The following is a 17,746-nucleotide window of genomic DNA, read 5'->3' as shown; positions in this document are numbered from 1 at the left end:
GAAATCCTCCATGCGGCGGTGCAAAGGCAACATCCGCACGAGGGATGTGGTCGCGACGTATCGCCGCCATCGTCGGCGAAATGATCGGTGCATCACGCGCCGGCGGCTTGACCACACGCGTCGCGCTGACCACCCTCGCGCGACAAACGCCTGGGGAAGACGCTCATGATCACAGTATTCGGATCCATCAACATAGACCTGGTCTGCCGGACATCCCATCTGCCGCGGCCGGGCGAGACGGTGCCGGGCTCGGACTATCAGCTGATCCCTGGCGGAAAGGGCGCCAACCAGGCGCTTGCGGCCCGGCGGGCAGGTGCCAGCGTGCGCATGGTCGGTGCCGTCGGCGCCGATGACATGGCGGCGATCGCGCTCGGCGAACTTGAAAAGGACGGCGTCGATCTCGGCGCCCTGGTACGCCGCGGGCCGACCACAGGCATGGCGATCATCACGGTCGACGATGAGGCCGAGAACACGATCGTGCTCTCCCCCGGCGCCAATGCGCGTCTCACGGCTGCCGATCTCGCCTCGAACCCGCCGGGCGCAGGCGACACGTTGTTGCTTCAGATGGAGGTGCCGTTCGCAGAGAGCCTCGCCGCTGCGCGGGCCGCGCGAGCTGCGGGCGCGCGGGTGTTGCTCTCCATCGCGCCGTTCCTGCCGATTGAACGGGCCGCCCTGGCCGAGGTCGACATCATTCTCGTCAACGAGACGGAAGCCGCGGATCTCGCGCGCCATCTCGGCCTAGAGGCCGGTGCCGGCGGCCCCGAGACCGTGGCGACCCTCTCGAAAGCGCTGGGCAAGACGGTCATCGCGACGCTCGGCAGCGAGGGGGCCGTGGCTTCAGCGGATGGCGCGGAGATTCTGGTGCCGGCGCTGCCCGTCGTGCCAGTCGACACCACGGGCGCCGGCGATACGTTCGCGGGCGTGCTCGCTGCCCTTTTGGACCAGGGCGAGAGCCTTGAGACGGCGCTTCAGTTCGCTGCCGTTGCCGGATCGCTCTCCTGCACCCAGGCGGGCGCACAGCCGAGCTTCCCGCGCCGTTCCGCGATTGAGGCGGCACTAAACGGTCCGTCATCCAACGCCTGAGCCGCCTTCTGCTGTTTTCCGTGACAAGTTGACGCCATTTCCGCTATGAGTTGCCTGCGATCCGATCACCAGTGAATGAGTTCTGCGCCTGTGCATGGTGTTTGGGTTGCGGACGCGGTCCGTGACGCCGATATGTTGCGGAGGACGCGGCTTCACCCGCCAGCATTTCGAGATCCCGATGAGCGCCACCACCGCTGCCCCGCCCCGGACCCTCCGTCTCAATGCCGCTGACAATGTTCGTGTCGCCATCGACACGATCATGCCCGGCGCGCTCGTCGAGGGCATCGCCGCCATCCAGCGCATCCCGAAGGGCCACAAGATGGCCGTCACGGGGATTGCGGAAGGGGCGCCGATCCTCAAATTCGGCCAGATCATCGGCTTCGCGAAGGCGACCATCGCCCCCGGCGAGCATGTGCATGAGCACAATTGCGGCATGCACGACTTCGATCGTGACTATCAGTTCGCGGAAGGTGCACATGACGACGGCATGCTGCCGCTCACCGAGCGGCGCATGTTCGACGGCTATCACCGTCCGAATGGCAAGGTCGGCACGCGCAATTATATCGGCGTGCTCACCAGCGTGAACTGTTCCGCGACGGTTGCCCGCCATATCGCTGAGGCCTTCAACCGCTCCAACCTGCTTGACGGCTTCTCCAATATCGACGGTGTCGTCTCCTTCGTGCATGGCACGGGCTGCGGCATGGGCGGCTCGGGCGAGGGCTATGAGACGCTTGAGCGGACGCAATGGGGCTATGCCACGCATCCGAACCTTGCAGGCGTTCTCGTGGTCGGCCTTGGCTGCGAAGTGTTCCAGATCCCGCGGCTGATGAAGTCCTACAATCTCGTCGAGCACGAGGGCTTCCGCACGATGACCATTCAGGACATCGGCGGAACGCGGAAGACGATCGAGTGGGGCGTCGACATGATCCGCGAGATGCTTCCGGCGGCCAACAGACACCGCCGCACGCCGACGCCGGTCTCCGAGATCACGGTCGGCCTGCAGTGTGGTGGCTCGGATGGCTATTCGGGCATCACCGCCAATCCGGCGCTCGGCTATGCCTCCGATATGCTGGTCAAGCATGGCGGCACGACGATCTTGTCGGAAACGCCGGAGATCTATGGTGCCGAGCATCTGCTGACGCGCCGCGCCGCCAACCGCGAGGTAGGCGAGAAGCTCGTCGACCTGATCCATTGGTGGGAAGACTATACCGAGCGCAATCAGGGCGAGATGAACAACAACCCCTCGCCGGGCAACAAGGCGGGCGGGCTGACCACCATCCTGGAGAAGTCACTCGGCGCGGCCGCCAAGGGTGGCACGGCGACGCTGCGCGGCGTTTACAAATATGCCGAGCCGATCGACACGCATGGCTTCGTCTATATGGACAGCCCTGGCTATGATCCGGCGGCGGTAACGGGGCAGATCGCCTCCGGCGCCAACATGATCGTCTTCACCACCGGCCGCGGTTCCGCCGCCGGCTACAAGCCGACACCATCGATCAAGCTTGCCACCAATTCCGATCTCTATGCGCGGATGACCGACGACATGGACATCAATTGCGGCGACATCCTCGATGGCGCGTCGATCGAGAAGAAGGGCGAGGAGATCTTCGAAGAGATCGTCGCCGTCGCCTCGGGCAAACGCTCCAAGTCGGAGGAGCTTGGCTATGGCGATTCGGAGTTCGTGCCGTGGCAGATCGGCGCGGTGATGTGAGACCCAGAGGCCCGGCAAATTGCCGGGCCTTTTCATGTGAGGAAGGGCCTCACCCCATGGCGACGTCGAAGAGCAGCTTCATGTTCAGCGCGATGATGATCGCGGCCGTGATGCCGGCGATGACGGTCAGCCAGCGCGGCGCGCGGAACTTGCCCATCTTGCGCCGTTCGGCGGTGAACATCACCAGCGGTACGACCGCAAAGGGCAGCTGCAGGCTGAGGATGACCTGGCTGAAGATCAGCAGCTTGCCGGTTCCCGAGGCGCCGTAGAGGATCGTTACTGCGGCGGCCGGAACGATGGCGATGCCGCGCGTGATCAGCCGCCGCAGCCAGGGCTGCAGGCGGATATTGATGAAGCCTTCCATGACGATCTGCCCGGCCATCGTCGCCGTCACGGTCGAATTCAGGCCGCAGCACAGGAGCGCGACCGCGAAGAGGGTCGGCGCCAGGGCCGAGCCGAGCAGAGGATGCAGCAGCGCATAGGCTTTATCGAGTTCGATGACGTCGTGCTGGCCATGCGCATGGAAGGCCGAGGCCGCGAGAATCAGGATCGAGGCATTGATCGTCAGTGCGAACATCAGCGCGACGGTCGAGTCGAGGGTGGCGAAGCGGATCGCCTCGCGCTTGCCCTGGTCGTCGGTGCGATAGGCGCGCGTCTGCACGATGCCGGAATGCAGATAGAGATTATGCGGCATGACCGTCGCGCCGATGATGCCGAGCGCGAGATAAAGCATGTTGGGGTTGGTGACGAGCTCGGTGGTCGGCGCGAAGCCCCTGATCACCGCTCCCCAATCGGGGCTCGCCATCATGATCTGGATCAGGAACGAGATGGCGATGACGCCGAGCAGCGTGATGACCAGCGCCTCGACGAAGCGGAAGCCCTTGGTCTGCAGATAGAGCACCAGGAACACGTCGAGCGCGGTGATGATGACGCCGATCTCGAGCGGGATGCCGAACAGGAGATTGAGGCCGATCGCGGTGCCGATCACCTCGGCAAGGTCGGTGGCGCAGATCGCGATTTCGGCCAGGATCCAGAGCACGAAGGCGACCGGCGCCGGATAGGCGTCGCGGCAGGCCTGTGCGAGATCGCGGCCGGTGGCGACGGCAAGGCGCGCTGCGAGCGCCTGCAGGATGATCGCCATGATGTTGGACAAGAGCGCCACGAAGAGCAGCGCATAGCCGAAGGACGAACCGCCGGCGAGCGAGGTCGCCCAGTTGCCGGGGTCCATGTAGCCAACGGCCACAAGATAGCCCGGCCCGAAGAAGGCGGCCGCCTTGCGCCAATTGGTGTTCGAGGCAGCAACCGCGATCGAGCCGTGAACTTCCGACATCGAGGGGAGGCCGCGCTCGCGCCGCCAGCCGGACCCGTCGCTGTCATTTTCAGTTTCATCCAGCACGCGCATGTCGCAACACTCGCTTCCTGATAATGCGAATTATTCGCATTTAGGAGTTGGCGGGTGACGATGTCAATGCGCGCGCAGCACCAATCGCAAAATCGCTTGCGAATCGCATAAGTACCCGCTTATGTATTCTGCATGATCCAGGCCGACATCTTCCGCGCACTTGCTGATCCGACCCGCAGGGCGGTGTTCGAACGGCTGGCCTCGGGCGAGATGAGCGTTTCGGCACTGAAGGCGCGCTTCGCGGTCTCGCAGCCGGCGATCTCTCAGCATCTGGCGATGCTGAAGGCGGCGGGTCTCGTCGCCGAGCGCCGGGAGGGGCGTTTCTCGTATTACCGCGTCGCGCCGGAAGGCTTGGCGCCGCTGGTAGACTGGGTCGACCGCTATCGTGCCTTCTGGCCGGAGCGGATCGACCGTCTCAAGGATGTGCTGAAAGGGCTGGAGCCATGACGGAAACCACGAGCGACGCTGCCCATGATCAAGCGGCCGTCCCGAAGGATGCGACGAAGACGGTGGCGCTTGTGATGGAAGCGGATCTCGACGCCCCGATCGATACGGTCTGGCGGGGGCTCACCGATCCGGCCTTGGTTGCGCGCTGGCTGCTGCCGGGCGGCATGGCGGCCGAGCAAGGCGCGGTCTTCAGCCTCGATGGCGGCACCGCGCTCGGAGTGATCGATTGCGCCGTGACCGAGAGCGATCCGCCGCGGCGTCTCGCCTATCGCTGGCGGACTGCCGCTACCGAGAGCCAACCTGCGCTCGATACAGTGGTGCGCTTCGAACTCGCTCCACGGCGCGAAGGCGGCACGCGTCTGAAGATCGTCCACGACGGGTTCGTCGTCGCCGCAGACCGGCCGGTCGACGCTGTCGCGGAAACCGGAGAAGAGATGATCGTGCTCCTGCCCATCGCCGCCCTGATGCGCCGACGTCCGCGACGGAGCCGCCGCCCCGCGCAGTTGATGCGTGGCACGATGCCGACTGTGATGCGGCTCGCCGCCTGAATGGTTGCCCAAGTGAGGACAATGCGATGATGAGTTTCGTGCCGATGGTTGTCGAGCAGTCGAGTCGCGGCGATCGTGCTTTCGACATCTATTCGCGCCTCCTGCGCGAGCGGATCATCTTCCTGAATGGCCCGATCGACGACACGGTCTCGGCGCTCGTCTGCGCGCAGCTGCTGTTTCTCGAATCCGAGAGCACGACGCAGGAGGTGGCGCTCTACATCAATTCGCCAGGCGGATCGGTTTCGAGTGCCTTTGCGATCTATGACACCATGCAGTTCATCGGCAATCCGATCGCGACCGTGTGCATGGGAACGGCCTGCTCGGCCGGATCGTTCCTGCTGATGGCCGGAACGCGCGGTCGGCGCGTTGCGCTGCCGAATGCCAGCATCATGGTTCACCAGCCAATCGGCGGCTTCCAGGGCGTCGTCTCCGATATCGAGCGCCATGCCGAGAATATCGTGCGCACCAAGAACCGCCTCAACGCGCTCTATGCGAAACATTGCGGCCGCACCATCGAAGAGGTCGAACGGGCGCTTGATCGCGACAATTTCATGGATGCGGAACAGGCGAGGGCGTGGGGGCTGGTCGATCACGTCTACGAGACCCGCGCGGAAAGTATGGCGGCCTGAGCATCGCGCGCTATTCTACCTGGCATCCACGAAGTGCCAGGGAGCAACGCGCATGGAAACCCGCCGTCTCGGCAGGTCCGATCTCGACGTCTCGGTCGTCGGGCTCGGTTGCAACAATTTCGGCGGGCGCATCGACGCCGCCGCCTCGCGGCGCGTCATCGATGCCGCGCTCGATCACGGCATCACCTTCTTCGATACCGCCGACGTCTATGCCGAAACCAAGTCGGAGACCCTGATCGGCGAAATCCTCGCGGGGCGCCGGGACAAGGTCATCCTCGCCACAAAATTCGGAGCCCCGGTCCCCGGCACGAATGTCGATCGTCGCGGCACGCGCAGCTATGTACTGAAGGCGGTCGAGGACTCGTTGCGGCGGCTGCAGACCGACTGGATCGATCTTTATCAGATGCACAGGCCCGATCCCGAGACGCCGATCGAGGAAACGCTTGGCGCGCTTGAGGAATTGGTCGAAAGCGGCAAGATCCGCTGGTATGGCGCTTCGAACTTCAGCGCGGACGGCCTTCGGGCCGCGCAGACGGCGGCGCGCGGCGAGGGCTGGCAGGGCTTCGTCTCCAGCCAGGATGAACTCAGCCTGGTCGAGCGCTCGATCGAGAAGGAACTTCTTCCCGCGATCGAGGCGGAAGGGCTGTCGCTCATTCCCTATTTCCCGCTCGCGAGCGGGTTGCTCACCGGCAAATATCGCGGCGGCGTCAAGCCGGAGAACAGCCGTCTCAGTGCCTGGCCGGCGCTCGGCGACCGCTATCTGACCGAGAGCAACCTGGAACTCGTCGAAAAGCTCGCGGCTTTCGCCGAAGCCAAGCAGCATAGCCTCGTCGATCTCGCCTTTGCCTGGCTGCTGTCGCATGGCACGGTCGCCTCGGTCATCGCGGGCGCGACGCGGCCGGAACAAGTGGCGGCCAATGCGAGTGCCGCGGGCTGGGTGCTCACGGCCGCCGAGCGTGCGGAGGTCGATGCCCTGCTTGGCAAAAGCGCCTGAGGTCGATGCAGAGCTTAAGTACTCGCTTCCGGCGCCTTGGGACAGGTTGAGGGGCGGGTGCGGTCCCAGCCACGCGACGTCCAGTCGCGTGCCGGCTTTGGATTGAGCGTGCCTTCGTCGACCGTGAAGGTGAAACAATTGGCGCCGTCACGATCGACGAAGAAGCAGCCGCCGTCGGCGGATTCATAGAAGGTGCAGAACCGTCCGCCCTCGGCCGACCACTCGCCCATGTCCGCGCCTTCGGTGCCGTGGTAGCGGATCGAGCCGTCGTCGCGGTAGGTCTCGCTGAAGAACTCGCCGCTGCGGTAGATGCCGTCGAGCGTCATGCCGCTGAAGGTCGCCTCGATTTCGCCCGTCGTCATGCGCTCGCCGGCGGCGGCTGGATGTGCGGCGGCCGCCAAAGCAAGCGTCATCATGAGGGCGAGGATCGGCGAACGGGGAGCCCTATTGTCGATGATGGACATGGTGCGCCCCTGCAGGAGTGTTGACTTCCACGCCATTTTGGCGTCAGAACCTCGACCATTCTCAATCGGGCTTGCCGATGGCCGTGCATTTCAGTGCCAGTCCAATCCTAGTCCGCCTGGTGGCCGCCGTCACCGGGCCGATCGCTGCTGCCCGGACCGCCGCCGTCCGCGCCGGGACAAAAGCGACCACCACTCCGAAAACCGCGACGACCGGCTGATCGTCCCTCCCGTACCCCACGGTCTCTCCCCGGGGTTCGAGGGGGAGAACAGCCGGCTGGTTGCCGCGTCATGCGGCCCGCCGGTGCGGGAGAGCGATGAAATGAAGGAATAGGCTATCATGGGCTACAAGGTCGCAATCGTCGGTGCCACGGGCAATGTGGGCCGCGAGATGCTGAACATCCTGGATGAGCGCGGGTTTCCCGCCGACGAGGTAGTGGCGCTCGCCTCGCGCCGCAGCCAAGGGACCGAGGTCTCGTTCGGCGATCGCCGCCTGAAGGTCAGGCCGCTCGACCAGTATGATTTCTCCGACACCGACATCTGCCTGATGTCGGCCGGCGGCACGATCTCCAAGGAATGGTCGCCCCGGATCGGCGCGCAGGGCTGTGTCGTGATCGATAATTCCTCGGCCTGGCGCTACGACGCCGAGGTGCCGCTGATCGTTCCGGAAGTGAATGCCGACGCGATCTCTGGATTCCGCAAGAAGAACATCATCGCCAATCCCAACTGCTCGACCGCACAGCTCGTGGTGGCCCTGAAGCCGCTGCATGATGTCGCGACGATCAAGCGCGTCGTCGTTTCGACCTACCAGTCGGTGTCGGGCGCCGGCAAGGAGGCGATGGACGAACTGTTCACGCAGACCCGCGCCGTCTTCGTCAATGATCCGATCGTCTCGGAGAAGTTCACGAAGCGCATCGCCTTCAACATCATTCCCCACATCGACGTCTTCATGGAGGACGGCTACACCAAGGAAGAATGGAAGGTGATGGCCGAGACCAAGAAGATCCTCGATCCGAAGATCAAGCTGACCTGCACGGCCGTCCGCGTTCCCGTGTTCATCTCGCATTCGGAATCGGTGAATATCGAATTCGAGAAGCCGATCACCGCCGAGGAAGCGCGCGACATCCTGCGCGAGGCGCCCGGCTGCCTCGTCATCGACAATCCGGAAGAGAACCAGTACATCACGCCCTATGAGGCGACGGGCGAGGACGCGACCTTTATCTCGCGCATCCGGGAGGACGCCACCATCGAGAACGGCCTCAATCTCTGGGTCGTCTCGGACAATCTCCGCAAGGGCGCTGCGCTCAACGCCGTGCAGATCGCCGAAGTGCTCGTCAACCGCAAGCTGATCCAGCCGCGCAAGAAGGCGGCCTGACACCAGGCGGTGCCCGTTCGCGCCGCTCTCCCCCGATCATCAACGATTTGGACCGGCGCCTTTTCGGGCGCCGGTTTTTTTATGGCGCGGCGATATTGAAGTGCCCGGTCTCGTGATCGAGCACATGCAGCTCGCCGGTCGAGATGTCGAACCAGGCACCATGCAGCTCGATCTCGCCGATCTCCTCGAGGTTCTTGATCGAGGGGAAGGTGCGTAGGTTCTCGATCGACTGCCGCACCGAGGCGAATTCGAGGGCGCGCTGACGCTCGGCCGCGTCGACGGGATCCTCGCAGACAAGCTGTTCGGCCGGGGCGATCAGTGAAATCCATTTTCCGATGAAGGCGCCCGATCCGAGATCGGCGCCTTCGGGCGCGTCGCGGCTCGCCATATAGGCCTGCACGCCGCCGCAGCGACCATGGCCCATCACCAGGATGTAACGCACCTTGAGGCCCATGACGCCGAATTCGATCGCCGCCGAGGTGCCGTGGTATTCGCCGTCCGGATCATAGGGCGGCACGAGGTTCGCGACATTGCGGATGACGAAGAGTTCGCCAGGCGCCGCGTCGAAGATCGTCTCCGGCGCCGCGCGGCTGTCGCAGCAGCCGACCAGCATGGTGCGTGGGCGCTGGCCCGCCTCGGCGAGGATGCGGTAGCGCGCGCTTTCATGCGGCAATCGGTTCTCGCGAAACGCGCTGTAACCACGCAGGAGACGGGGAGGGAAGTCCGGATACGCTGCCATCGTCGCTGTACTCGCTGGATGAGACCGAGGATGCAGTGCAGCAAAACCGGCGGGAAATGCAAGAGACTGTTCCGCCGCAGCACTCATCACGAGACCGCCGTGCGGCGTTTGGGGCGCGGTGGCGCGCGCTTGGTTCAGGGGGCGCCATGGGCACGTGACATTCCTGCAACCCTTGGAGTTCGATCAGACACCGTGCCGACTTGGCCGTCATTCGAAGTCGTCCGCGTGCTAAATTGGGACAATGATCGAGGCGGGGGTCTATCAATGCGTTCCACCTGGTTGGCAATTCTGGGCCTGATATCGGGGCTCGCGAGCCCGGCCATCGCGGCAGATGTTACGCCGCTTCCGGTCGATCCGGCTCCACTGCCGGTTGTCAATGATTGGCGCTTCCAGGCGACGTTCTATGGCTGGCTGTCCGGCGTCCAGGGAGATGTCGGCGTGCGCGGCATCGGACCCGTCAGCATCAACGTCACCCCCGCCGACGCGGTGAAGGATCTCGACGGCGCGCTGATGGCCTCGTTCGGCGCGACGCATGAGAATTGGATGATCCTGACCGACTTCATGTGGACGAAGATCAGTCAGGACGGCGACATCGGCGGTACTGGCTATGGCTATGACTACAGCCAGACGCAGATCACCATTCAGGGGCTCGTCGGCTATCAACTTCCGCTTGGCGTGACCAATCTGCAGCTCAGCGCCACGGCCGGCTTCCGCTATCAGAATTTGAGTGCCGATCTCTCCGTCGGTCCGAATTTCTTGCCGATCTCGGTCGGCGATTCCGGCACGGTGCAGTGGATTGATCCCACGGTCGGCCTCTACGCGCATTACGATTTCAACGATCGCTGGTTCGTCAATGCGCTCGGCGATGTCGGCGGCTTCGGCGTCGGTTCCAACCTGACCTGGCAGGCCTTCGGCGCGCTCGGCTACAACTGGTCGAAGACCGTCTCCACCTCGATCGGCTATCGCGCCATCTATGAGGACTACCAGAGCGGCGGCTTCGTCTACGACGCCACGCAGCAGGGCGTCTTCGCCGGTGTCGGAATCCATTTCTAGCCTGGTTAGCCTTCGCCGGGGGAAACGCTGGGCGGATCGCTGGCCGGGAAGCTCTCTTCCAGCGCTTCATCGAGCCTTTCATCGAGTTCGGCCGGTGTTTCGGCGTGGTGCGCGGGAGCGATATGCGTCGTGATGTCGGCGCCGTCCTTCAGCGTCAGCGTCACCGGCGTCTTTTCAGCGATCTCGGCGAGGCGGGTGATCTGTTCGGGCGCCAGCGATGCTTCAAACGAGAGGGTGCGATCGATCTTCGAGCGCTTGTCGATCTTGCTGTGCGTCAGTTCGGCGTGGATCGCGCCGAGCTGCCAACCCTTGCGTTCGGCATACATCCGAAGCGTGATGACCGTGCAGGCGGCAAGGCCGGCGAGGACCAGATCGTAAGGTCCCGGGCCGGTGGCGCTTCCCCCGCGTGACGCCGGTTCGTCGGCGGCGAGCGCATGCGGCCCGGCCTCGATCGCGACGGCGTAGTTCGCCGTGCCCAGAACCGCCTTTACTGCCGCCATGAGACGCACTCCCTGCTGATCCGCGTGCCAACTATAGCCGAGCCTGCGCGGCTGCGGCTACCAGTCCATGCGGACGCCGACATTGCCGGACCAGCGCTGGTCGCTGCCGCCGGCCGCGGCCGCCGCATAGCTTGCCTCACCATAGAGGGCAGCGTTGGCCGTCATCTGAAGGGTGGCCCCAAGGCCGAGCTCGCCCATCAAGGCGGCCTGGTCGGTGCTCAGCGGCGTTCCGCCGACATCGACATTGAAATTGCCCGTGAAGGCATAAGCGAGATTGGCGAGCAGATAGGCATTGAGCCGCATCATGTCGGTGACGCCGCCGACCAGGAGGCCGCCATGCTCAACGCGAACGCCCACCCGGCCGACAAGGCTGTCGCCTGACAGGTTGTCGACCCGCGTGCCGTCGCTATCGGTGAACCCATCGGCGCCGGCAGTGGCATAGACGAGCTGGCCTTGCGGCACGACTGCCCAACCCTTGGAGAGCTCGATCCACTTGCCGACCTCGAGGCTCACGGCGCCGCCGAAGGCCCCACTGCCTGAGGCGCCGCCGCCATCGCTGCTGGAGATATCGCTGTCGTACCACGTGAGCTGTCCAACCGCGTCTGCATAGAGGCCATCATAGCCGGGTCCGGAGCCGGTCCAGGTCAGATTGCCGCCGACGCCCCAGGCGTTGGTATCGATGGAGCCGTTGCCTGCCGCGCCGTGGGTCGATGCCGCGACGGTGGTTGACGAACGACCGATGGTCGCCATCAGGCCGGCGCTAAGTTCTCCGGGGGCCGCGAGCATGGGCGGCAGCTCGGCCGAGAAGCCGGCCTGTCCGAATTGCAGGCTCTGATCGTAAGGCGAGCCGCTGTCGGGCGACGTGCTGCGCCAGCTTCCGGCACCGCGCATCCATGCGTCGCCGACGGCCGAACCGATGGGGCCGTAGCTCCAGACACCGGTGCGCTGGCGGTAGTTGCCGATACTCGAAAGAGCATAGTCGACGAGTGTTGCCGGAAACGCGGCATAGGTCTGCGCGGCCAGGGAAAGATCGCTGCGGAGATACCAGTTGCCGTCGCTACCGGCGATATCCCCCTGATAGAGGCGATAGTCATAGGCGCCGGCGATGATGCGGTCGGCCGAGAATGCATCGGAAGGAGAAGCGCCGCTGACGCTGACAAGTTCGATGCCGTTCCCTGTCGTTGGCGCGCCTGTGCCGCCAAGATTCACGACCGTCAGTCTGGTCGTCCCGGAAACACTGCCATCGACCACCAGCCGATCGGCGGCCACCGCCTGGTTGCCGAGGTCGGCGCCGAGGACCAGTGTGCCGTCGCTGCCGCTATAGTCTCCGCTGACGGTGAGCGTGGTGCCGGGCTTGCTGCCGGCGACGGTCACGGTTCCGGCATTGGCAAGGCGTGAGACGACCTGACCGAAGCCGGCGAGGTCCAGCGTCGCGCCGGAGGCGACCGAAACCGCCGAGGATGGGCTGAGGACATCGACCCCGCCCGCCTGAAGCGTGCCGGCGCCAACGGTTGTCGCGCCGCGATAGCTGTTGGCGGCGGTGAAGATGGTCGTGCCCGCGCCGATCAGAGAAACGGTCGTCGATCCGGCGATCTCCGGCGTGAAGGTGTAACCCGTCTCGCTGTGATCGAAGACGATCAGCGCGGTGCCATCGCCGCCAGTGATGGACGCCGCATTGAGCGTGCCGGCACCGGCGCCGGTGCCGATCTGCAGGACGCCGGTGCCGCCTTCATCGGCTGCGAGCGTGACGGCGCCACCGCCCTCCGCGACATTGACCGTGCCGCCCGCATTGATGAGCAGGCTGCCATCGCCGCTCGCCCCCAATACGAGATCGCCACTCGCGGACCAGACCGAGCCGTCCCCATCGACGGTGACGGCGCCTTGCCCGCCTGCTGCGGCGCCGAGAACGGCCCCGCCGCTTTCCAGCGTGCCGGCCTCTGTGACCTGGAGCACACCGTTGCCGCCGCTGCCGATCGTCATGGTCCCCGCGGACCAGTCCGACCCGGCACCGGTGACCGCCACGGTCCCGCTGCTGCCGGGCTCGGCGCCAAGGGTGGCGTCGCCGCTCGTCATGGTCGCGGCCGAGAGAATGGAAAGCGTGCCGGTACCCGCCTCGCCCACGGTGATGGCGCCGCCGATGGCGAGGGCCGAGCCCAGATTGGTGACCGTCACGGCGCCGGTCCCGGATGCCGAAGCGCCGATGCTGGCGGTATCCGCGACGGCCGTGCCGCCATTGACCAATGTCAGCGTGCCGGAGCCGGCATTGCCGACCGTCAAGCTGGTCCCAGAATCGAGCGCCGAGCCGTTGTCGGTTACGAGGACGCTGCCGCTGCCGCCAAGCTCACCGCCGACGATGGTCGAGCCCGTCGAAATCGTCGCGCCGAGCGAGACGTCAATCGTTCCCGTGCCGGCCGCCCCCACGGTGAGCATGCCCGAGGTCGTGCTGCTCGAGCCGATGCCGGAAATGGTCAGGGCGCCCGTGCCACCCGCATTGGCGCCGAGCGTGGTGGAGCCGCTCGCGGCCGTGCCGGCGCCGACCACGGTCAGGCTTCCGGTGCCATCGGCGCCGATGGTGAGCTCGCCGGACGTCGTCCAAGTTGATCCCGTGCCGTTGACGGCGGCAGCGCCACTGGCGCCAGCCTCTGCGCCAAGCGTCGCGCTTTCGCTTGCTAGCGCGCCGCCGGCTTCGATCGTGGCTGAGCCGCTGCCGGACGCGCCGATGGTAAGGGCGGTCGCCGAGACGGTCGAGCCGTCGCCCGTCACTGTCAACGATCCGGAGCCGGCCGTGTCGGCGCCCACCGTCAGCCCGGCGGCGGTTACGTCGCCGCCCGCCTCGACCGTGAGGCTGCCGATTCCGGAGGCCCCGAGCGTCAATTCGCTGGTCGCGGTGAGGCTGGAGCCGGAGCCGGTGACCTTCGCGGTGCCCGTGCCCCCTGCATCGGCCCCCAGCGTGACCGCATCGGCCGTGGCACTCCCGCCGCTTTCGACGGTCAATTCGCCGGTGCCGCTCGCCCCCAAGGTGAGTTCGTCATCGACAGCGAGGGCCGAGCCCTCGCCCGAAACCTTGATCGTTCCACTGCCGCTGGCCTCGGCGCCGGCCGTCACTGTCGTGGCGTTGGCCGTGCCCGCTGCCTCGATGGTGAGGGTGGCACTGCCGCTTTGCCCCAGGACCAGCCCGCCAGTCGTCTGCCAGGATGAGCCGAACCCCGTCACGACGGAGGTCGCCGAGCCGCCTGCCATGGCGCCGAGGATGGCGCCGTTGTCGGTGAGCGTGCCGCCACTTGACACGCGGAGCGTTGCGCTGCCGGCATTACCGACGACGATCGTGTTGCCGGTCGCAAAGATCGATCCGCTGCCGTCGATGGAGAGGCTGCCGCTGGAGCCGGCCTGACTGGCGAATATAGTGGTCGCGCCGGCGGCCGTGCCGGTCGTGACCGTGGCGCCCATGTCGACAACGATGCTGCCGCTCGCTCCGGCCGCGTCGCCCACAACGAGGCTGCCTGAATTGGTCCAGTCGGAGCCGACGCGCGTGACGGTGAGGGTTCCCGTGCCGTCTTGTCCGATGACAGTCGGTGTCTCCGATGTCGTCGTGAGCGTGCCGCCCGAGGTGACGGTGAGCGTGCCGGACGATCCGGCATCGCCGCCGATTGTCAGGTTCGACGCGGCTGCCCCGGAGAACGTGACCTGCGCCTCGCCGCCATTGTCGATCCGGACGGCGGTGGTTGCGTCTGGAACGGTTGCCGTCGACCAGTTGTCCGATGTCGTCCAGTTGCCGGCGGCGGGCAGGGTCCAGATCGTCTCCGCATGCGCGAACCCCGGCGCCGACGCGAGCAGGGCTCCGGCCACGGGCATAGCCCGCAGCGCCGCACCACGACGGCTCGCTTTCTCCTGCCGCACCGGTTCCGTCACGGGCCGCCCTCGATCTCGGCTCAGGCAGCAGGATCGCCGCCTTTGATGCCGAACGTGCGGCGTTCGGGCTTAAGGGCGGGTTAACCATGAGGCATCGACGACTCGGGCGGGCGCGGAAGCCAGCGCTACCGGAGCATGATGAAGCCAAGCCGGATTCGGAAAATACAAAGCCGGCTTGGCGTCGGCGACGCTTTAGCCACGCGATGTCTCGGAGGGCTTCGGGGCGCCGCCAAGCGGGATGGTCAGGCCACCGTCGACGACATAGACGGCGCCGGTGACAAAGGACGCCCGCTCCGATGCGAGGAAGGCGACGACCTCGGCGATCTCGCTCGGGGCGGCGCGGCGACCGAGAGGATGCATTCCGTCGATGGCGGCGTCGAGGGCGGCGGGATCGTCGGCCATGGCGATGGTGGTACGCAGCATCGGCGTATCGACCGATCCGGGCGCGACGGCATTGACGCGGATGCCTTCCGGCGCATGATCCACCGCCACTGCGCGGGTCAGGCCGATCAGCGCATGCTTGGCCGCTGTATAGGCCACGACATTGGCCTGCGAGGCGAGGCCCTGCACCGAGGCCATATTGACGATCGCCCCCCGCGTCTGGCGCAGCAGCGGAATAGCCAGGGCCGACAGCCGGAAGATCGCCTTGAGGTTGATGTCGAACACTTCGTCCCAGATCGCCTCGGTCGTCGTCTCGAGTGTGCCATAGCGCTGGATGCCGGCATTGTTCGAGAGCACGTCGAGACGGCCGAAGCGGCTTCGAACGCGGTCGATCGCCGCTTCGAGGGTTGCGCGATCCGCGATATTGCCGGCGACGGCTTCGCCGCCTGTGCGCTCGGCCATGGCGGCGAGGGCCTTGGCATCGCGGTCCACGAGCACGAGGCTGGCGCCACGTGCAGCCAGAAGCTCGGCGACTGCGCCGCCTATCCCCATCGCCGCGCCTGTGACAAGCGCAACCTTGCCGTCGAATTCGCCCTTGGTGGTCATGTCGTTTCTTCTCCCGATAGATGATCAGCCGGCGACAGCGGCCTCGGCGCGGCGCGACATCATGTCGAGCGGTACCAGAATGGCGCGCAGATGGGTGCGCATCGCTGCTGCAGCGGCCCCGGCGTCCGGGGCAGCGATGGCATCGCGGATCATGCGATGGTCGGCGATGATGTGGCTGGCGCTGCGCGGCCAGTCGACCGAGAGGTAGCGCAGCCGGTCGAGATGCAGCTTGACGTCATCGAGTTCGTCGGCGGCGCCGAGACAGCCGGCAATGGCAAAGATCGCACGGTGAAAGTCTTCGTCGAGCTCGAACAAGCGGCGCATGTCGCCGCGTTCGCTGGCTCTGATCTGGTCGTCGATGATGAGGTCGAGGCTGGCGATATCGGCGGTCGTGGCGAAGCCTGCCGCGCGGCTGACGACCTCGACCTCGACAGCTTCGCGGATTAGCTGGGCGGCGCGCACCTTGCCGATGCGGATCGGCGCGACGCGCGTGCCGCTCTGCGGGAAGATGTCGACGAGGCCGAGATCGGCGAGGCGCAGCAGTGCCTCCCGCACGGGGGTTCGCGATACGCCGAGCCGTTCGGCAATGGCGCTCTCGCGGATCGTCTCCTCCGGCCTCAAGAGGTTCATGACGATTTCGCCGCGCAGAAGCTCATAGACGCTCTGAGCCGTCGAACGCGTCTTCATCAGCGTCAGCGCCGCCTGCGCCATGTCCCGGTCATTCCTTCGTCCGTCGCTTCCCGGGGGCCGTCCGCCCGGTCCTCGACGAATAGCCACAGCGCGCCGCTTCGGCAACATCAGGAGGCGGTAGCGCGGCCGCTCGCTCCTCAGGTGCCATCCGGCGGCGGGACATTGGGACCCTTGATGGCGCGCAGCAGTGTCAGGCGCGCCGAGGCGAGGTGCTTGCGGCAGTAGAACTCGGCGTCCAGTTCATGGCCCGAGCGCAGTCCGCCGATATAATCGAGATGTTCACGCAGCGCCGTGGCGTTGCGGTCGAGCTCGTCTGCCTTGCTCCACTGGTAGTGGAAGTGGAAGATCAGAGAGATGACGTCATAGAAATCCGTGACGAAACGGTTATGCGACGCGCCGTGGATCAGGCGGTGGAAGCGATCGTCGAGATCCGGAAAAGCCCGCATCCGTGCGCCCGGCTGACCGAGAAAGTCCCTATGCTCCGCTTCGATGGCATCGAGCGCCGCCCATGCTGGATTGTCGCGCGGCAGCCGCACGAAAGCGCGTGCCGAGCGCAGTTCGAACATCTCGCGCACCTCGAAGAGTTCGAGCGCGAAGGCCTCGGTAAAGCCGTTCAGAACCCAATGACGGTTGCGCTGCTTCTCGATGAGACCGAAGCGGCTGAAGCGGATGAGGAATTCGCGCACGGCTGATGTGCTGACCCCCACCTCGCGCGCGAAATCGGATTCGTTCAGCTGGCTGCCCGGCTGCGCGTCGGCCGAGAGGATGCGCTGCAGGAAGGCGCGCTCGACCATCGAAGATACCGTGTCTGTCTCATCGGCCGGGAAGTAGTCCTCCGGTTCCGGAGGACGCAGAACCTCCTTGTGACGCCGATTCCACGCGATCAGGCCAACTGCGACCTGAGCGTCGAGAATAGAGCGCACCGTGGTGCGGCTGATGCCGAGGCGGCGGCCGAGCTCAGCCTCCGAGGGAAGGACGACGCCGACTTTGAGCATGCCAAGGCTGGCATTGTAGGCCTCCTTGAACACTGTATCGCGCTTGCTCATCAGCAACCATGCATGCAGCCACGTGCGGGTCGTGGCGAGAGCCGCCATGCGGGGATCGCCGCGTCCGCGCGACAATATCCAGTCTGTTATCGATAACAAGCGGAACGGTATGTGCGGTGCACAAACGGCATAAGTATAATTGCTGCTTCGCAAAGAATTAATCGGTCGATAT

The 17,746-nt window shown here is 65.6% G+C and carries 16 protein-coding genes; 8 read left to right on the top strand and 8 right to left on the bottom strand.

Annotated elements, in window-relative coordinates; all coding sequences use genetic code 11:
• The first annotated feature begins 165 nt into the window (after window positions 1–165).
• Entirely contained in the window at window positions 166–1,083 is a 918-nt protein-coding gene (locus tag BUB39_RS09710; RefSeq protein ID WP_073052960.1) for a ribokinase, read from the top strand.
• Between the two features lie 178 nt (window positions 1,084–1,261).
• On the top strand, window positions 1,262–2,794 hold the full coding sequence (locus BUB39_RS09705; protein WP_073052959.1) for a UxaA family hydrolase: 1,533 nt from the start codon (window positions 1,262–1,264) through the stop codon (window positions 2,792–2,794).
• A gap of 49 nt (window positions 2,795–2,843) precedes the next feature.
• On the opposite strand, the gene BUB39_RS09700 is transcribed toward BUB39_RS09705, so the two are convergent.
• The gene (locus tag BUB39_RS09700) at window positions 2,844–4,196 is read right to left on the bottom strand and encodes an Nramp family divalent metal transporter (RefSeq protein WP_073052958.1); all 1,353 of its coding nucleotides are present in this window, start codon (window positions 4,194–4,196) and stop codon (window positions 2,844–2,846) included.
• Window positions 4,197–4,328: 132 nt separating this feature from the next.
• Between BUB39_RS09700 and BUB39_RS09695 the strand changes: the two genes are divergently transcribed.
• The 4 genes from BUB39_RS09695 to BUB39_RS09680 are packed head-to-tail and all read left to right on the top strand — an operon-like array spanning window position 4,329 to window position 6,814.
• Window positions 4,329–4,643, top strand: a complete 315-nt coding sequence (locus tag BUB39_RS09695; protein ID WP_073052957.1) for an ArsR/SmtB family transcription factor — start codon at window positions 4,329–4,331, stop codon at window positions 4,641–4,643.
• The gene (locus tag BUB39_RS09690; protein WP_073052956.1) at window positions 4,640–5,191 is read left to right on the top strand and encodes an SRPBCC family protein; all 552 of its coding nucleotides are present in this window, start codon (window positions 4,640–4,642) and stop codon (window positions 5,189–5,191) included. Before BUB39_RS09695 ends, BUB39_RS09690 begins: the two co-directional genes overlap by 4 nt.
• 26 nt (window positions 5,192–5,217) lie before the next feature.
• A complete protein-coding gene (locus tag BUB39_RS09685) occupies window positions 5,218–5,820 on the top strand; it encodes an ATP-dependent Clp protease proteolytic subunit (RefSeq protein WP_073052955.1) in 603 nt (200 codons plus the stop codon).
• A gap of 52 nt (window positions 5,821–5,872) precedes the next feature.
• The gene (locus BUB39_RS09680; protein WP_073052954.1) at window positions 5,873–6,814 is read left to right on the top strand and encodes an aldo/keto reductase; all 942 of its coding nucleotides are present in this window, start codon (window positions 5,873–5,875) and stop codon (window positions 6,812–6,814) included.
• Between the two features lie 14 nt (window positions 6,815–6,828).
• Here the strand turns inward: BUB39_RS09680 and BUB39_RS09675 are convergent, their stop codons facing one another.
• Window positions 6,829–7,278, bottom strand: coding sequence for a hypothetical protein (locus BUB39_RS09675; protein ID WP_073052953.1), 450 nt, complete (start codon window positions 7,276–7,278; stop codon window positions 6,829–6,831).
• Window positions 7,279–7,615: 337 nt separating this feature from the next.
• Here BUB39_RS09675 and BUB39_RS09670 point away from each other — a divergent pair, with 337 nt between their 5' ends.
• A complete protein-coding gene (locus tag BUB39_RS09670; RefSeq protein WP_073052952.1) occupies window positions 7,616–8,650 on the top strand; it encodes an aspartate-semialdehyde dehydrogenase in 1,035 nt (344 codons plus the stop codon).
• A gap of 79 nt (window positions 8,651–8,729) precedes the next feature.
• On the opposite strand, the gene BUB39_RS09665 is transcribed toward BUB39_RS09670, so the two are convergent.
• The gene (locus tag BUB39_RS09665; RefSeq protein WP_073052951.1) at window positions 8,730–9,389 is read right to left on the bottom strand and encodes a carbonic anhydrase; all 660 of its coding nucleotides are present in this window, start codon (window positions 9,387–9,389) and stop codon (window positions 8,730–8,732) included.
• Between the two features lie 264 nt (window positions 9,390–9,653).
• Here BUB39_RS09665 and BUB39_RS09660 point away from each other — a divergent pair, with 264 nt between their 5' ends.
• The gene (locus BUB39_RS09660; protein ID WP_073052950.1) at window positions 9,654–10,442 is read left to right on the top strand and encodes a hypothetical protein; all 789 of its coding nucleotides are present in this window, start codon (window positions 9,654–9,656) and stop codon (window positions 10,440–10,442) included.
• 5 nt (window positions 10,443–10,447) lie between these two features.
• On the opposite strand, the gene BUB39_RS09655 is transcribed toward BUB39_RS09660, so the two are convergent.
• From BUB39_RS09655 to BUB39_RS09635, 5 genes are all read right to left on the bottom strand, one after another.
• Window positions 10,448–10,942, bottom strand: coding sequence for an OsmC family protein (locus tag BUB39_RS09655; protein ID WP_073052949.1), 495 nt, complete (start codon window positions 10,940–10,942; stop codon window positions 10,448–10,450).
• A gap of 57 nt (window positions 10,943–10,999) precedes the next feature.
• Window positions 11,000–14,851 (bottom strand): autotransporter outer membrane beta-barrel domain-containing protein, encoded by a 3,852-nt coding sequence (locus tag BUB39_RS09650; RefSeq protein WP_139251431.1) that lies wholly within the window; start codon window positions 14,849–14,851, stop codon window positions 11,000–11,002.
• Between the two features lie 192 nt (window positions 14,852–15,043).
• Entirely contained in the window at window positions 15,044–15,838 is a 795-nt protein-coding gene (locus BUB39_RS09645) for an SDR family NAD(P)-dependent oxidoreductase (RefSeq protein ID WP_073052947.1), read from the bottom strand.
• Window positions 15,839–15,862: 24 nt separating this feature from the next.
• Window positions 15,863–16,549 (bottom strand): GntR family transcriptional regulator, encoded by a 687-nt coding sequence (locus BUB39_RS09640; RefSeq protein ID WP_073052946.1) that lies wholly within the window; start codon window positions 16,547–16,549, stop codon window positions 15,863–15,865.
• A gap of 116 nt (window positions 16,550–16,665) precedes the next feature.
• Entirely contained in the window at window positions 16,666–17,574 is a 909-nt protein-coding gene (locus BUB39_RS09635; RefSeq protein ID WP_073054101.1) for a GntR family transcriptional regulator, read from the bottom strand.
• Between the last annotated feature and the right edge of the window lie 172 nt (window positions 17,575–17,746).

Origin of the sequence: Kaistia soli DSM 19436 (genome assembly GCF_900129325.1) — a bacterium.
GTDB lineage: Bacteria > Pseudomonadota > Alphaproteobacteria > Rhizobiales > Kaistiaceae > Kaistia > Kaistia soli.
This window is presented reverse-complemented; position numbering and strand designations above follow the sequence as displayed.

Bases quoted from the DNA above. Each gene is read 5' to 3' on its own strand.
- BUB39_RS09680 (WP_073052954.1), top strand. From the start codon at position 5,873: ATGGAAACCCGCCGTCTCGGCAGGTCCGATCTCGACGTCTCGGTCGTC.
- BUB39_RS09640 (WP_073052946.1), bottom strand. From the start codon at position 16,549: ATGGCGCAGGCGGCGCTGACGCTGATGAAGACGCGTTCGACGGCTCAG.
- BUB39_RS09665 (WP_073052951.1), bottom strand. From the start codon at position 9,389: ATGGCAGCGTATCCGGACTTCCCTCCCCGTCTCCTGCGTGGTTACAGC.
- BUB39_RS09670 (WP_073052952.1), top strand. From the start codon at position 7,616: ATGGGCTACAAGGTCGCAATCGTCGGTGCCACGGGCAATGTGGGCCGC.
- BUB39_RS09660 (WP_073052950.1), top strand. From the start codon at position 9,654: ATGCGTTCCACCTGGTTGGCAATTCTGGGCCTGATATCGGGGCTCGCG.
- BUB39_RS09690 (WP_073052956.1), top strand. From the start codon at position 4,640: ATGACGGAAACCACGAGCGACGCTGCCCATGATCAAGCGGCCGTCCCG.
- BUB39_RS09710 (WP_073052960.1), top strand. From the start codon at position 166: ATGATCACAGTATTCGGATCCATCAACATAGACCTGGTCTGCCGGACA.
- BUB39_RS09655 (WP_073052949.1), bottom strand. From the start codon at position 10,942: ATGGCGGCAGTAAAGGCGGTTCTGGGCACGGCGAACTACGCCGTCGCG.
- BUB39_RS09685 (WP_073052955.1), top strand. From the start codon at position 5,218: ATGATGAGTTTCGTGCCGATGGTTGTCGAGCAGTCGAGTCGCGGCGAT.
- BUB39_RS09645 (WP_073052947.1), bottom strand. From the start codon at position 15,838: ATGACCACCAAGGGCGAATTCGACGGCAAGGTTGCGCTTGTCACAGGC.
- BUB39_RS09675 (WP_073052953.1), bottom strand. From the start codon at position 7,278: ATGTCCATCATCGACAATAGGGCTCCCCGTTCGCCGATCCTCGCCCTC.
- BUB39_RS09635 (WP_073054101.1), bottom strand. From the start codon at position 17,574: ATGAGCAAGCGCGATACAGTGTTCAAGGAGGCCTACAATGCCAGCCTT.
- BUB39_RS09695 (WP_073052957.1), top strand. From the start codon at position 4,329: ATGATCCAGGCCGACATCTTCCGCGCACTTGCTGATCCGACCCGCAGG.
- BUB39_RS09705 (WP_073052959.1), top strand. From the start codon at position 1,262: ATGAGCGCCACCACCGCTGCCCCGCCCCGGACCCTCCGTCTCAATGCC.
- BUB39_RS09700 (WP_073052958.1), bottom strand. From the start codon at position 4,196: ATGCGCGTGCTGGATGAAACTGAAAATGACAGCGACGGGTCCGGCTGG.